Source organism: Terribacillus saccharophilus, from assembly GCF_046592595.1.
Taxonomy (GTDB): Bacteria; Bacillota; Bacilli; order Bacillales; family Amphibacillaceae; genus Terribacillus; species Terribacillus saccharophilus_C.
In genome coordinates this window covers 376,844-390,968 of sequence record NZ_JAWVPF010000001.1, presented here as the reverse complement: position 1 = coordinate 390,968, position 14,125 = coordinate 376,844, and the positions used below count along the sequence as shown (strand labels likewise).

Genomic DNA, 14,125 nt, shown 5'->3' with positions numbered 1-14,125 from the left:
CATACCGTAACCCTATATGGAATGAAATGAAAAGAGCCTAATTCCCTAGAAGAAAGTCTAGGAAGGGCTGGAAAAATTGGAGATGAGAGGTATCATTTCTTTTCGTTAGCTGGTAATATGTAGGAGAGTATAGGGGATTTATAAGAAACTGAAAAGAGTTGCATCTGCCGCATTTTTTTATTGCATAAATTCTGAAGTGCGATATATATTTAGAAAGTATGAATCAGGATTGGAAGCAAGTACATTAAGTGAGGAGAACGCGGAAAATGGGGCAAAAAAGAGATCTGAAGGAATTGTCCATGTACTTAGAAGAAGAAGAACGGATTTTTCTCTATGTACAAAGTAAGCTCGACGAGAGGAATGGCATCCTTGGTGTCACACAGAACCGAATCCTGTTTACGCATAAACCGTTGATAAAACCAGCTTATCTGGACACGACCAGCTATGACAGCATCGACTATATCCTATATACAGAAGGCACAGGGGAAGGCGAATTGTCTATCCATTTGAATAATGGAGATATAAAATATGTAACAAGCCATCGTCTGATTCATCTCAAGGGTGTAAGTGATATCGTCAGGATGTTCGTTAACAATCATCAGCGTGATCTCTTGTTCCGGAATACGTTCAACCGCAAGCAATTGTTGGAATAGATAGACGCAAGGAACAGAAGCAGTAGGATGTCGAACTGTCTTAGAGAGCTGCCGGATGGTGCGAGGCAGTCAGGGGAACATCCGAACTCATCTGGGAGTGCCCGGGAGGAAATGCCTGGTCGGCTGGCTGCCGTTATCAGCTTTTGAGGGTGAGCTGCTTTCTCGCCGAAAAAGAGTGGTACCACAATGTCCATTGTCTCTTTAGGAGATGATGGGCATTTTTTTATAAGGAGGAGTGCACTATGGAAAGTTGCTTTATTTGTGACAAGCATGCAGGATCTTTGCAAGTGAGCGGCGATTGTATTTATGAAGATGATTCTATTTATATCAGTCACATCGATAAAAAGGGACAACCGACTTATCTGGGTCATATAATGCTCGATCTGAAACGTCATGTTCCGCAAATAGGAGATATGACAGAAGATGAAGCGGCGGCCTTCGGTATAGCAATGAAAAGAACGGCCAAGGCATTGCAAGAAACGCTGCTAGCGGAGCATGTGTATACACTTGTCTCTGGGAATGCTGTCCCTCACGTGCACATGCATATCATTCCCAGATATGCAGGAACTCCTGAAGAATACTGGGGACCGATGGATGTTTACGGTTGGCCGGATGCACCTTTTGGTGGCCACGCAGAAATAAAGGAAATCACAGAAAAACTACAGTGCTTTATGAAAGAGAATTACCATGCAAACGTTTAGCTGGACAGGCGATCAGCATGCATTCCTTGATTCTTCTGATGTGAAACGCTTCGGTAATTTGGTATTGGGAAGACTTGGCGGGATGACAAAAGCCGGTCAAACGAAAAACGAAGATGGGGTAGTACTATTCACCGGAGAGGATTGGGAGTTCGTTCTGCTGATGGACGCGCATCATTCAGCAGAAAGTGCCAGGCTCGTTTCTGAAACCTTTCTGCAGGCCGAACCTGAGTTACGAAATGCTTGTGAGGCAGCATCAGCATTTGGACAAGTACCTGCAGTCGTTACAGATCAGTTATCCCAGCCTTCTTTCCTGGAAGCATGCCGAAATAGTAAAGGAGAGACTGCATGTCTATTTGTCTTCCGTAAAGATGCATATATTTGGTGGCTTTCGATAGGTGATTGTCTCTTGTATCTTTTCCATGATGAATTAGCGAAAATGTGTGAATTTGAACAGAATACCCGACATTTTTATGAATGGATCGGTCAGCAGAATGCCTGGTCCTTACATGTCCCCTCCTACACAACTGGGACGCGGCAGCTAAGAAAAGGGGAGAATCGACTTTTCGTGACGACAGATGGCTTGTTGGAATGTCCAGGGCTGAACATGACCGGCCAGAAACTATATGACTTGTTAGGAAGAATGAATGATAATGCGTTTGTACAGCAGCTGCTCTCCGGTTTGGAATCTCATTTAGTGCGGGACAGCTGCACATTTGTTTGCTGGACAATAGATATTTCAGAGGAAGGATTGATGCCAAGTGACAGATCATACTGAACAAGTAGACGTCTTTTATAAGGACTATATGAAGCAAAATCCACAGGCACCACAAACGTATACAGCCTGGAGCTTTGGCGGTGATGATGCTTTAGCGGACGAACTGGCAGAGCTGGTCGTTCAGGGAATCAAAACAGCCACTGCATCTAATCATCTGCTGTATGAATTGGAGAATGAGCCTGTTCCAGAACCAGGTCTTCACAGCGTTGTACTCGACAGAGCAGGAAATCCACGTGCTGTAATCGAAATTGTGAAGGTAGAAGTGAAACCTTATAAGGATGTGGATGAGACCTTTGCCTTCAAAGAGGGTGAAGGCGATCGCACACTTGCTTATTGGCGTTCCGTTCACGAGCCCTTCTTCACGAAAGAGATGGAAGAAATTGGACGTTCGTTTTCGCCAGATATGATGGTTGTTTGTGAGGAATTTGCTGTACGGTTTATCGCTCATAAATAATTGGTGTCCTGCACACACTGTAGACGAGAAGATACAGTGGAGGGAAACTGATGAAGAAAGCGATAATATTGTTTGTGTTAGTGCTGGCCTTTTCTGTTTTGGTGCATCCTGTGCAAGCACAGCCTAAGAAGAATGTGATTGTGGAAACAGAGTACTATGATGATGTGGAAGAGCTGAAATATCCGCAAGTAAAGCATGCGGGAACTCCGAAGCTTACAAGAAGGATCAACAAAGATTTTAAGGCTTATATCGAGAAAGCTGCAATAGCACGTAAGGAGAATATAGAGGCTGGCAAAAAGTATAATTTTGATCCGGATTTTCAGACTGATTTTGAAGTCAAATATAATACGGATCGCAAGCTTAGTATCCTCACAAGCAGCTATATCTTTACCGGTGGAGCACATGGCTCAACAGCGGTGGAATCCTTTAATTACGACTTGAAAGAAAAGAAACGCGTCTATTTGACGGATATCCTGCAGACACCTAGTCAGCTGAAGAAAGTGCAGCACTATGTCTTCACCTATGCTAAAGCAAGACCTGAGATATTCTATCCAGATCTTAAAAAAGAGGATATCCACCTAAATGAAAATACGGCCTTCTTTTTTACAGATGAAGGAATAGCAATTGTCTTCCAGCAATACGATATTGCACCATATGTCTCCGGTAATCAAGTTATCAAAATACCCAAGAAAATATACAGCTGAGAAAGAAGCCATGGAAGTATGCTGCATCCATGGCTTTTTCGGGTATACCTACATTAACAAAATAGAGAAATGGGGAGAAAAAATGTTGAAGTGGGGAATTCTAGGACCAGGATCGATTGCACATCACTTTGCGGAAGCATTGCAGAAAGAAGAAGAATCCATCCTGGCTGTTGGTGCAAGGAACAAAGAAAAGGGACAAGCATTTGCGGAGAAATTCGATATACCTAGATTCTATGAAGGATTCGAGGGTGTGCTGGGTGACTCGGAAGTAGATGTTGTATACATAGCGACCCCGCATGCCTTTCACTATGAAACAATCATGGAAGCCTTGAAACATGGAAAACATGTGCTGGCTGAGAAAGCTATTACAGTAAATTCCAAACAGCTTAATGAAATCACTGCCTTGGCGGCAGAGAAGCAGCTGGTTGTGGCAGAAGCAATGACAATTTACCATATGCCGATTTATAAGGAACTGCAGCAGTTGATTGATGGAGGGAAAATCGGTGAGGTTCAGACATTAAGTGTGAACTTTAATAGTATCAAAGAAAACAATCCGACGAATCGTTTCTTTAACCCTGATTTAGCTGGCGGGGCACTCTTGGATATTGGCGTATACGCCTTGTCATTTGTTCGCATGTTTATTCAGGAGGAGCCAAGTGAAGTCATCAGCACCGTTACAAAACATGAAACAGGTGTGGATCAGCAGGCAGGAATCATTCTGAAGAATAAGAAAGGGCAGCTTGCTACCATCACATTATCCTTTATGGTGGAATCTCCAGAACGTGCTACAGTCATGGGTACCAAAGGATTTATTGATATTGAAAAATTCTCCCGGGCCCAGCAAGCCACCGTTTGTTATGTAGAGCAAGACAAAACGGAAACAATAGAGGTAGGGGAGACGGAAAAGGCGTTGCAGTATGAAGTAAGAGCAATGAAGGAGCTCATTGAGAAGGATGTTCCACATGTAACATTGCCTTATACGAAGGATGTTATGAAGATTATGGATCAGCTTCGGAAGCAGTGGGAAATAAAATTCGATTTTGAGTGTTAAAGATAAAGCAGGCATCCCTCAGGAGGCCTGCTTTATTTTTAGTTCATAGAAACTAGCCATGGTTGTTCGGATGTATGGTTCCAGCCAAAACAGACCGATAAATAAGGTTAGAATAGATAACAATGCCCAGCCGATAAAGCTTAGATTTAATAAAAATAACTCCATCTTGTAGCCATGCATTTTCTCTTTGCTTTCCCGGATAGCTTCAAAAATAGAATAATCAGGGTTCTCCCGCAAAATGTAGAGTGTCTGAGAATAACTTAGGAATTTGATTATGCCAGGTACAATCAGCAATAAGGTCCAAAAAGTGAGCAAGACAGTTAGAATGAAACCAGTCAGCATGTACCGCCAGAAACGTTTGAAAGGTGAAAAGATGGAACCGAATGGAGGTCGATCTCCCTGGACAAAGCTTTGAAATAGCCAAGTTGTCCCTATGTATAACGGCATAAGCAGGACGTAATTTATTATTGTAGACTGTATATTAGCAATGATGTCTTCTTTAAAAGTGGTCATCTCCCAAAGAGGTGGCAAGCTGAACAAAGGATTAGTAATAAGTGTTAAAGCAGTTGAAATGACGGAAAAGAGAAAAACAGCAAGTACACCTTTGCCCCAATTGCCGCTGAGACTGTCCAATGCATCCTGCTTCAAAGTTTGATTAGTGATCATATGGTCTCCCCCGAGTTTTTTATATGTATATGCATACAACTTTCTTGAGCATACCACACATTTTTGGAAAAGTATGGTTGTTTTTAAGGAGATTCCATGCTATTGTATAACTATCTTGTAAAACAAAGTAGTTTTATCAGCTTCTTTTTTTACTCAACTAGCTTGTTAAACAACATAGTGGGGAGGAAAAGTAAATTTGTCATCTAGTCAATTATTAAAGGGTATTCTCGAGGGCTGTTTGCTTTCCATCATCGATGGACGTGAAACGTACGGCTACGAGATGGTGGAGAAGCTCGCTTCCTATGGATTTACCATGGTAAGCGAGGGCAGTATTTATCCATTGCTGCTGCGAATGAAAAAAGAAGGCCTCGTTAAAACAACGAGTAAGCCATTGCCATCGGGTGGGCCGAAGCGGAAATATTATCAATTAACAGCAGAAGGTCAAGCAGAACTAGATGATTTCAAAGAAAGATGGGCAGCTATTTCATCCAGTGTAGATAACATATTGGGGAGGAATTAATTGTGACATTATCCAAGGAAAGCAAGACATTTCTCGATAACTTGCGGATTTATTTATTTGCCAGCAGCAGGAAGGAAGCAGAAGTAATTGAGATAATGGAAGAACTGGAGGATCACTTGTATGAAGCGGAGCAAAATGGCAAAAGTGTCGAGCATATCATCGGGATTTCTCCAAAAGCTTATATGAAGGAAATAGAAGCAGAAGTTGAAAAGGATAGCCGGTTTTGGCTTATATTTGTCCCGCTAATCATGTTGAATGGCTTTGCGTATCTCATTATGAATAAAGCGATAGCTGATGACCGGAGTTATTCCTTGTTGGCCCTAACTGGAAATCCTGCTGTATTTGTTATCACGATACTTTTACTGTTTAGTTTATATCGATTCATAGCGGCAAATAAAGTATCCAAGAAAGTGACATTATTTCTATATTTCCTAATGGGAACAGTGCCCACTGCAATGTTCATTGGGATACTATTAACAGATCTTTTTATAGAGACACCAGTGATAACAATCAGTCCGCTCCTGAATACAGTAGTAATCATTGCTGCTTGCTTCACTTTTATTGCTTCAGCATTATATTGGAAAGCATGGATTTCTGTCGTAGTACCGGCTGTTCTCTATATTCCTCAGATAATTTTGCGATACACTAATATAAATGAGGAAAGTGAGTTTTTCCTACTAATATCGATCTTTATTGTTCTGTCTCTCTCGCTGACGATATGGTACTTTATACAAAATAAAAAAGAAAATTAACGCATGCTGTGGCATGCGTTTTTTATTGACTGGAAAATGTTTTACATGTAATGTATATGTTACAAATGTAATGTATATATTACATAGAGGGGCTTTATCTATGAAAAACAAAGTAAAGATTACAAGAATGGAACAGAAGATGACGCAAGAGCAGCTGGCCAGACAAGTACGTGTCACCAGGCAGACGATCGGTTTGATCGAAAAAGGTGAATATAACCCAACACTGCAGCTTTGTGTTGCAATTTCAAAAGCATTGGGCAAGACATTGGATGATTTATTTTGGGAGGTTGAGTGAGATGGAGAAAACATGGATTGGTTTTTTGCTGCCGGATGATGAATATAAGCGGAAAAATATCCTTGTATACTTTGCGGAAGCTGCGATCTTGCAGCTGGTAGCTGTAGTAGCACTGATTGTCCTTTCACACTTTGAATTTATTCCTTTGATCAGTGTCATTGTTCTTATAGGAATGTTGTTTGGAACAATAGCTTACATCTGGATTCGTTATATACTTTCGGGAATGGAGTTTGCCGAAATCATGACTGAAAAAGCTTATCGACGAGAGAGAAAAGGTATTGTAATGAAATCAACGTCATTCCTCCTTCTTATGTGTACAAGTGTTTCATTACTTTATATATTTGGTGCGACTACAGTACCTTTAATAGAAGGTCTGATAGTCAGCTTCATAGCAGCGTTACTGCTATTCTTAACTAATTATGTATCACTCAAAAGGTCCTACCGGAAAAACCGAGAACTGATCAACTAAACAGATCATTTACCTGTTAAAGCACTGCATCACGCAGTGCTTTTTTCGTGTTTTTCCACTTCAGAAAGGAATTTGTTTTTACTTAAGGGAAACAGTAGACAAGACAAAGGAGGAGTACGGATGAAACATTTTGGCCAGCAGTTTGCTATTTTCTCACTTATGTTCTTGCTATTATTTGTCCCTACGTCAGCATTGGCAGTTACAACGGAGTACCCAACACTGGAGAAGGTAAAGAGAGTGGAAGAAGCGGGATTCACTAAAGAAGGGTTAGCGAAAGTAGATGAATTAATTGAAACAGATATCGAAAATGGTTTCCCGGGAGCATCACTGATCATCATCAAAGACGGAAAGATAGTGAAGGATTCCCGTTACGGCTACCGCCAGGTGTATGACGGACTGGAGGAACTGAAGCACCTTAAGAAAGTGAAGAAAGATACGTTATATGACCTGGCTTCCAATACAAAAATGTACGCTACCAATTTTGCGCTGCAGCATCTGGTCAGTGAGGGAAAAATCAATATGACGGACAAGGTCAGTGAATACATTCCGGAATTCAAGGATGAGCCAAATGCAGCAATTAAGGGGAAGGATACGATCTTGATTCAAGATCTGCTGCAGCATCAGGCGGGTTTCCCAGCTAGTATCGAGTTCCATAATCCGGATACAGCAGGAGCATTTTATTCGCAGGACCGAGAGCGTACCATTGAACTTTTGCCTAAGGTTCCGCTCCAATATGAACCGAGAACAAACCATCTTTATAGTGACATTGATTATATGCTCCTGGGTGTCATAGTGGAACGTGTAACAGGAACACGATTGGATACGTATGTGGAGGACACCTTCTATGAGCCGCTTCATTTGAAAAATACGATGTTCAACCCGTTGGAAAATGGTGTAAAGGTGAAAGATGTAGCTGCGACAGAGCGGCTTGGCAACACAAGAGACGGATATTACTCTTTCCCGAATATCAGGACTGATACGATTATCGGTGAAGTGCATGATGAAAAGAGCTATTATGCAATGGATGGTATATCCGGTCATGCGGGACTCTTTTCGACCACCAATGATATGGCTGTTTTACTGCAAGTCATGCTAAATGGCGGAGGATATGGCAAGCAGGAATTTTTTGATGAAGATGTAATTGATGCGTTTACGGCGGCTTCTCCTACAAATGAAACATATGGCCTTGGCTGGCGCAGGAACGGGGATGAAGGGGCAATGGATTGGATGTTCGGTTCGTTAGCAAGTGACGCAGCTTATGGCCATACGGGCTGGACCGGGACAGTTACGATCCTCGACCCGGAATATGACCTTGGAATCGTCCTGCTGACAAACAAAAAACACACGCCTGTGCTTGATCCGGCAGCAAACAGCAATCTATTTGCTGGTGACGAATATGCTACCGGGGATTATGGACCAGTTGTCCAAGCGATATATGAGGCAATGAAATAAAACACGGTCAATGACCGTGTTTTTTCATGTAATGACGAGCGCGCGGCTTCCCATCGCTTCGTAAATTCGAATGAAGTGGGCTTTTTCAAGCTTTATATGCTGTCCGCTCTTTTCTGTTGATTCACAGTCATGGAAATAAACGTAATCATCATCCGCGCCAGTGATGACGATGCAATGCAGGGGACGGGGTGCTTGAACAACTTTTCCAGTCGGGGTGTGCCAGATGCGTGGTGTAGGCATCTCATGATGAATTGTAAACCAGACAAGCACAGGGCGTTCATTTGTGACATGAGTTTCAACGACATCGAATGCCTCTCCGTACAGTGCCAAACTGCCAGGCCGGTACTTATCTGCTACTTGTTTCAGCGGATTTGGATTGATTGTAATACCATTATCGAATGGATCGCCGACAAAACCATCTTCCGGATCGCCCCAAATGCGAATTGTTCCATCTGCATTGCGTTCGGCAGACGTGTTATCCATGGGCATTTCACGAGCTAATGATAGTTTATCTACAGCTTTTCCATAATAAGATAAAGCCATTGTCAGCGCCGTTACTTCACATCCCGAAGGCAGCTCCGGACGCTGCTTGATGTAGGGAACATCTAATAACTTCATGTCTCATCCCGCCTTATGCAATTTTTCCTAATTATAGCAATAGAGCAAGGGTGCTGAATACAAAAAAATTCCACCGAAAGATAGATGTAGCCAAGAGGTGACCTTGATATAATGGACAGACAATAGCATAGATAACTCAAGGGTGGTCGGCTCACTTATCCCTCCAGGGGGGAGGTGATGCCTCTGACAGTATTCGAAACGCTGACGTTGATGATTTCTTTCGGTACGCTGGTTGTTGCGATTATGTCTGACAAAAACCAAAAAAAATAACCACCCTTGAGTGACAGCTCATGACGGGTAGGTTATTTTTTCGCTCTTGTGGGTTGATTCCTTTGAGGAATCCTTGCTATTGCTTGACCGTTTGGTGTTACCAGCACTAGACGGTCTTTTTTTCGTTATTTATCTTATGCACATTCTATCGTAAATACACCTTGTTGTCATGTGTTTTATGTACCTCTGAGATATCTAAACCAAAAACCTCAGAAAGCCCATTTTTCCCTGTCTCTGTAAGCAGGAGTGCCCGTGACCCTTGTTTCTTTCTCAGCCAATCCAGTTCCAGAAAACGTTCCAGCATTGCTTGCCCTAATGCGCCAGCAAGATGATGCTTGCGCTCGCTCCAATCCAAGCAGCAGTGGCAGAATGAACGCCTTGTTCTTCGCGTTGTTTCCAAGTCGATACCAAAGTCTGTAAAGAATGTTTCTCCTTTAGCTGTCAGGATGAATTGGTCGTGATCTTCGTGTACATAATCACTTTTAACCAAAGCCTTGGCAATTTGTATGCCGAGAAAGCCAGCCAAATGATCATAACAGGTCCTGGCATAGCGGATAGCTTTATCTTCTGCCGCCTGCTTGAAGGAGGACACTGGAGCTTGCGGTGTGATTGTCAGTAAAGATTCGATTACTTGTGCTATGGCGGGATCTTTTAGTCCGTAATAACGATGGCGTCCCTGCTTGGTCTGGTCAAGAAACCCGGCTTCCTCCAGCTTCTTTAGGTGGAAGCTGGCTGTCTGCGGCGTGATTCCGGCAGCTCGGGCTAGCTCCCCTGAAGTGTGAAATCTGCCATCGAGCATATAAGTGAGCATGATACTTCGGGACGGTTCACTAAGCAGGCTGGCAGCTCCTGCAACATGATGAGGATGCAAATCCATCTTCCTTTCCTGACATCCATATTTCGATGATGCTCGTACTATCTTTATTTTAAGCTAAGGATGGAGAGGGGAGAAGCTAGATGGTGGAAACAAAAACGATCAATCCTAAGATATTGTATTACGGGAACCCTGTTGTCCTGCTTACAACAGTAAATGAGGATGACACGACCAACATCAGTCCAATATCCTCTTCCTGGGCATTGGATCACTTTCTTGTTATCGGTCTTGGTACAACCGGTAAAGCATATGAAAACCTGCAGCGAAATGGGGAATGCGTGCTCAATATCCCTGGTCCTGATTTATGGCAGAACGTCGAAAGACTTGCTTCCTGCACAGGGAAAGAACCTGTTCCTTCCGATAAAGCAGCGTGTGGATACAAGTTTGTAAAGGATAAATTCCACGCAGCTGGTCTGACCAGAAAAGCCGCCTCGGTTGTAAGAGCAGAAATGATTGCAGAATGCCCCCTACAGATTGAAGCGGAAGTGAGACATATCAGAGAACCGGACAACATGGAAGGTATAGCTATTATAGAACTGGAAGCTGCAGCCATCCATGCGCAGGAAAGCATTATAAAAGAAGATCAGCATATCGATCCGAGCAAGTGGAGCCCGCTAATTTACAACTTCCGTCATTACTTTGGGCTCGGTGAAGAATTAGGTAAGACAGCGCGAGCATAAAGAAATAACCCCCTCATCCGACTGATGATGAAGGGGTTATTCTATTTAACAAGCAATAGTTCTTGGAAACTCGTAAAGTCTTGGATAATGCCACCAGAACCAAGTTCGTTCTGTTCAAAAGCTTTCCGATTTTTACCGAAAGGATCGATTGCGATGATTGTACCGATTCCAGCTTTCTTGGCGGCAGTGAGACCAGAAAAGGCATCTTCGATGACAAGGCACTCGTTTGGCTTGAGACCCAGCTTTTTCGCTGCTATCAAGAAGATATCAGGAGCAGGTTTTCCAGGGAAACTGCCATCATCGAATGTGACAGTTTCAAAATCGAACCATCTGTCCAGTTTGAATACGTCGAAGTAAAAGGCAACATTTTCTTTTATTGTTGCTGTAGCTATTGTACGAGGCAATTCCTGTGTTTTCAGATAATCCAAAGTCTCGGCCAAGCCTTTTGTCAGTACCAGGTCTTTTTCGTTTTTCAGGCATAGATTTCGATAGAGACCTTCTTTTTCATCGGATAACTTCTGAATATCTTTATCAGTAAGATCTTTATTAATGAAGTGACGTAAAATCTCATTGTTTGTGCGACCGTGGATATTCGTAAAAATCTCATCATTCGTAATAGTCGCTGCAGCATATTTGCGGATCATGTGGAACCAAGCTTGCTCATGTAAATGGGAATCCAGGAACATGGTACCGTTGAAATCGAAAATAACGCCTTTCATTTCTATTCCCCCTAAGCCTATTGTGGTAATTGCACCTCAACATACTGCTCGTAATGCGCCTGAACGTCTGCGCGCAGCTTATCATCCGTTATTAAGTAATCCATATCATGCAAGTTGTAAAATACATAGAAATCTTCCCGATTGAATTTCGTATGATCGACAAGCAAGTATTTACTGCGAGAATTGTTCAGCGCAATCTGATGCGCTTCACCTTCTTCAATACTGTAGGTAGAAATCTCTTCATTATGGACACCATTCGCACTGATAAAAGCCTTCGTAAAATTGAGCTTTTGCAAGCTGCTATTTACAAGTGGCCCAACAAACGTACCGGTGTTCTTGCGGAAGTCACCACCGATCAGCATAATCTCCGCTGTATCACTCTGGGTCAAGATCTCAAACACAGGATAGCTATTCGTGATGATTCTGATTTTCTTATGAAGTAAGTGGCGGGCAAGCAGTTCAATCGTCGTTCCTGGCCCAAGAAAAACCGTATCTCGATCGCTTACGACCGAAGCAGCTAGTGCAGCAATCTGCGTTTTTTCCTCTACCTGGACATCTAGCTTTTCCACATGGGACAACTCCTGATCCATTGCATGAGTAATGCTTTGCGCCCCGCCATGTATCCTTACTAACTTTCCTGCCTTATCCAATTCATCTAGATCTCTGCGGATCGTCATATCTGAAACGTTCAAATCGTGGATTATATCGTTGACTGTGATGATTCCTTGTTTGTTGACGATGTCCACTATTTTTAATAAGCGCTCTCTTTTCAACATGTTTTCACCTCAAAACTATAAACATAACTTATCATATGCGAGTTTATACAGTCAATATAAATAAACAATAACAAACAAATAGATGTTTGTTGTGCATTATTATTTACCTAAATCTAGAAAATATATCGTTGACAGGTTAATTGTATCCGTTTACAATGAACGAAAGATAACAAAAACAAACAATATATCACTACTTAAACAAACATTTTGAAGGAGGAATCCGATTATGTATAAGTTGCCTGAGGATTTCATATTTGGAGGAGCAACAGCAGCCTATCAAGCAGAGGGCGCGACGAAGGAAGGCGGTAAGGGGCCGGTAGCCTGGGATGAGTTCCTGGAGAAGCAAGGTCGATTCAGTCCCGATCCTGCCAGTGACTTTTATCATCAATACCCAGAGGACATCAGACTTTGTGAGAAATTCGGTGTGAATGGTATCCGTATTTCCATTGCTTGGACAAGAATCTTCCCGGATGGAACAGGAGAAGTGAATCAAGAAGGCGTCGATTTCTACCATAATCTTTTCGCAGAGTGTCAAAAGCGGAATATCACAGCCTTCGTAACCTTACATCACTTCGATACACCGAAAACACTGTTCGATAAAGGAGATTTCTTAAATCGGGACAACTTGGACGCCTTCGTCGACTATGCGGCGTTCTGTTTCAAGGAATTCCATGAAGTTCACTACTGGAGCACTTTCAATGAAATATATCCAGTTGCGACAAATCAGTACTTGCTAGGGACATTCCCTCCATCGGTAAAAAGTGATTTCTCAATGATTATCCAATGCTTGCATAATATGATGGTTGCCCATGCACGGACGGTTAACTTGTTCAAGGACAATAATTACCCTGGTGAGATTGGGGTCGTCCATTCTTTAGAAACAAAATATCCAGCAACAGACTCACCGGAGGATCAGCATGCGGCTTTCTTGGATGATGCACTTTCCATCCGCTTCCTCTTGGATGCTACATATCTCGGATACTATTCAGATAAAACGATGCAGGCACTAGAAGAAATTGCTGAAGCGAACGGGGCAACCTATGAATTCCTGGAAGAAGATTTCGAGATTATGAAGAAGGCATCCCGCCGAAATGATTATCTTGGTATCAACCATTACCAGTGCCACTTCGTAAAAGCGTATGATGGCGAAACGCAGATTCATCACAATGGAACAGGAGACAAAGGGACTTCTGTTTACAAAGTGAAAGGTATCGGAGAACGGATTTACAAAGAAGGTTTGAAGCGTACAGATTGGGATTGGCTGATTTATCCGGAAGGTATGTATGACATCCTTGTGCGTATAAAAGAGGATTATCCTCATTACAACAAAATTTATATCACGGAAAATGGTATGGGCTACAAAGATGAGTTCGAGGATGGCGTCATTATGGATGAAGCGCGGATTGACTATCTGAAAGTCTATATGGAAGCGATCGGCAAGGCAATTGAGGATGGAGTAAATGTAAAAGGTTACTTCTTATGGTCGTTGATGGACCTGTTTTCTTGGACGAATGGTTATAACAAACGCTACGGATTATTCTATGTCGATTTCGAAACACAAAAGCGTTATCCGAAGGCTTCTGCTTACTGGTACAAGCGGCTTAGTGAGACAAAGACAATCAGTTGATCTTCTGCATGGTGGGTCCTGCTCGCCGTGCTTTTCCGAAATTAATATAAAGCAAGCATTCTAGGAGGA

Annotated in this window: 19 protein-coding genes and 1 other annotated feature; of the genes, 14 read left to right on the top strand and 5 right to left on the bottom strand. The window is 42.5% G+C overall.

Annotation, left to right across the window (positions count from 1 at the left end; genetic code table 11):
* Window positions 1-266: 266 nt before the first annotated feature.
* The 6 genes from SFC25_RS01915 (at window position 267) to SFC25_RS01890 (ending at window position 4,338) form a co-directional block, all read left to right on the top strand.
* On the top strand, window positions 267-653 hold the full coding sequence (locus tag SFC25_RS01915; RefSeq protein WP_411213655.1) for a PH domain-containing protein: 387 nt from the start codon (window positions 267-269) through the stop codon (window positions 651-653).
* Window positions 654-857, top strand: a binding site (T-box leader).
* A gap of 38 nt (window positions 858-895) precedes the next feature.
* Entirely contained in the window at window positions 896-1,354 is a 459-nt protein-coding gene (locus SFC25_RS01910; RefSeq protein ID WP_411213654.1) for an HIT family protein, read from the top strand.
* Window positions 1,341-2,129, top strand: a complete 789-nt coding sequence (locus SFC25_RS01905; RefSeq protein WP_411213653.1) for a PP2C family serine/threonine-protein phosphatase — start codon at window positions 1,341-1,343, stop codon at window positions 2,127-2,129. The genes SFC25_RS01910 and SFC25_RS01905 overlap by 14 nt, the downstream gene beginning before the upstream one ends.
* Window positions 2,113-2,583: an ASCH domain-containing protein gene (locus tag SFC25_RS01900; RefSeq protein ID WP_411213652.1), complete on the top strand. Its 471-nt coding sequence runs from the start codon at window positions 2,113-2,115 to the stop codon at window positions 2,581-2,583. Before SFC25_RS01905 ends, SFC25_RS01900 begins: the two co-directional genes overlap by 17 nt.
* A gap of 50 nt (window positions 2,584-2,633) precedes the next feature.
* Window positions 2,634-3,287, top strand: a complete 654-nt coding sequence (locus SFC25_RS01895) for a DUF3298 and DUF4163 domain-containing protein (protein WP_411213651.1) — start codon at window positions 2,634-2,636, stop codon at window positions 3,285-3,287.
* Between the two features lie 82 nt (window positions 3,288-3,369).
* The gene (locus SFC25_RS01890) at window positions 3,370-4,338 is read left to right on the top strand and encodes a Gfo/Idh/MocA family protein (protein ID WP_411213650.1); all 969 of its coding nucleotides are present in this window, start codon (window positions 3,370-3,372) and stop codon (window positions 4,336-4,338) included.
* 18 nt (window positions 4,339-4,356) lie between these two features.
* On the opposite strand, the gene SFC25_RS01885 is transcribed toward SFC25_RS01890, so the two are convergent.
* Window positions 4,357-5,004, bottom strand: a complete 648-nt coding sequence (locus SFC25_RS01885) for a DUF975 family protein (RefSeq protein WP_411213649.1) — start codon at window positions 5,002-5,004, stop codon at window positions 4,357-4,359.
* Between the two features lie 196 nt (window positions 5,005-5,200).
* Between SFC25_RS01885 and SFC25_RS01880 the strand changes: the two genes are divergently transcribed.
* The 5 genes from SFC25_RS01880 (at window position 5,201) to pbp4b (ending at window position 8,492) form a co-directional block, all read left to right on the top strand.
* Window positions 5,201-5,524 carry a PadR family transcriptional regulator gene (locus SFC25_RS01880; RefSeq protein WP_411213648.1) on the top strand — a complete coding sequence of 108 codons (324 nt, stop codon included), beginning with the start codon at window positions 5,201-5,203 and terminating at the stop codon, window positions 5,522-5,524.
* A 2-nt stretch (window positions 5,525-5,526) separates the two neighbouring features.
* Complete coding sequence (locus tag SFC25_RS01875) at window positions 5,527-6,276, top strand: HAAS domain-containing protein (protein ID WP_411213647.1); 750 nt, start codon at window positions 5,527-5,529, stop codon at window positions 6,274-6,276.
* 100 nt (window positions 6,277-6,376) lie between these two features.
* Window positions 6,377-6,571: a helix-turn-helix transcriptional regulator gene (locus tag SFC25_RS01870; protein WP_411213646.1), complete on the top strand. Its 195-nt coding sequence runs from the start codon at window positions 6,377-6,379 to the stop codon at window positions 6,569-6,571.
* A 1-nt stretch (window position 6,572) separates the two neighbouring features.
* Window positions 6,573-7,040, top strand: coding sequence for a hypothetical protein (locus tag SFC25_RS01865; protein WP_411213645.1), 468 nt, complete (start codon window positions 6,573-6,575; stop codon window positions 7,038-7,040).
* A 120-nt stretch (window positions 7,041-7,160) separates the two neighbouring features.
* Window positions 7,161-8,492, top strand: a complete 1,332-nt coding sequence (gene pbp4b, locus SFC25_RS01860) for a penicillin binding protein PBP4B (protein ID WP_411213644.1) — start codon at window positions 7,161-7,163, stop codon at window positions 8,490-8,492.
* 24 nt (window positions 8,493-8,516) lie between these two features.
* On the opposite strand, the gene SFC25_RS01855 is transcribed toward pbp4b, so the two are convergent.
* Window positions 8,517-9,110 (bottom strand): C39 family peptidase, encoded by a 594-nt coding sequence (locus tag SFC25_RS01855; RefSeq protein WP_411213643.1) that lies wholly within the window; start codon window positions 9,108-9,110, stop codon window positions 8,517-8,519.
* A 177-nt stretch (window positions 9,111-9,287) separates the two neighbouring features.
* On the opposite strand from SFC25_RS01855, the gene SFC25_RS01850 reads away from it, so the two are divergent.
* Entirely contained in the window at window positions 9,288-9,380 is a 93-nt protein-coding gene (locus SFC25_RS01850; RefSeq protein WP_245609660.1) for a putative holin-like toxin, read from the top strand.
* A 145-nt stretch (window positions 9,381-9,525) separates the two neighbouring features.
* Here the strand turns inward: SFC25_RS01850 and SFC25_RS01845 are convergent, their stop codons facing one another.
* A complete protein-coding gene (locus SFC25_RS01845; RefSeq protein ID WP_411213642.1) occupies window positions 9,526-10,257 on the bottom strand; it encodes an ArsR/SmtB family transcription factor in 732 nt (243 codons plus the stop codon).
* Window positions 10,258-10,337: 80 nt separating this feature from the next.
* On the opposite strand from SFC25_RS01845, the gene SFC25_RS01840 reads away from it, so the two are divergent.
* Window positions 10,338-10,934, top strand: a complete 597-nt coding sequence (locus SFC25_RS01840) for a flavin reductase family protein (protein WP_411213641.1) — start codon at window positions 10,338-10,340, stop codon at window positions 10,932-10,934.
* A gap of 41 nt (window positions 10,935-10,975) precedes the next feature.
* Here the strand turns inward: SFC25_RS01840 and SFC25_RS01835 are convergent, their stop codons facing one another.
* Both SFC25_RS01835 and SFC25_RS01830 read right to left on the bottom strand, forming a co-directional pair.
* Window positions 10,976-11,653 (bottom strand): HAD family hydrolase, encoded by a 678-nt coding sequence (locus tag SFC25_RS01835; RefSeq protein WP_411213640.1) that lies wholly within the window; start codon window positions 11,651-11,653, stop codon window positions 10,976-10,978.
* A gap of 17 nt (window positions 11,654-11,670) precedes the next feature.
* Window positions 11,671-12,429: a DeoR/GlpR family DNA-binding transcription regulator gene (locus SFC25_RS01830; RefSeq protein WP_411213639.1), complete on the bottom strand. Its 759-nt coding sequence runs from the start codon at window positions 12,427-12,429 to the stop codon at window positions 11,671-11,673.
* A gap of 226 nt (window positions 12,430-12,655) precedes the next feature.
* On the opposite strand from SFC25_RS01830, the gene lacG reads away from it, so the two are divergent.
* Complete coding sequence (gene lacG, locus SFC25_RS01825; protein WP_095221921.1) at window positions 12,656-14,056, top strand: 6-phospho-beta-galactosidase; 1,401 nt, start codon at window positions 12,656-12,658, stop codon at window positions 14,054-14,056.
* The last annotated feature ends 69 nt before the right edge of the window (window positions 14,057-14,125 follow it).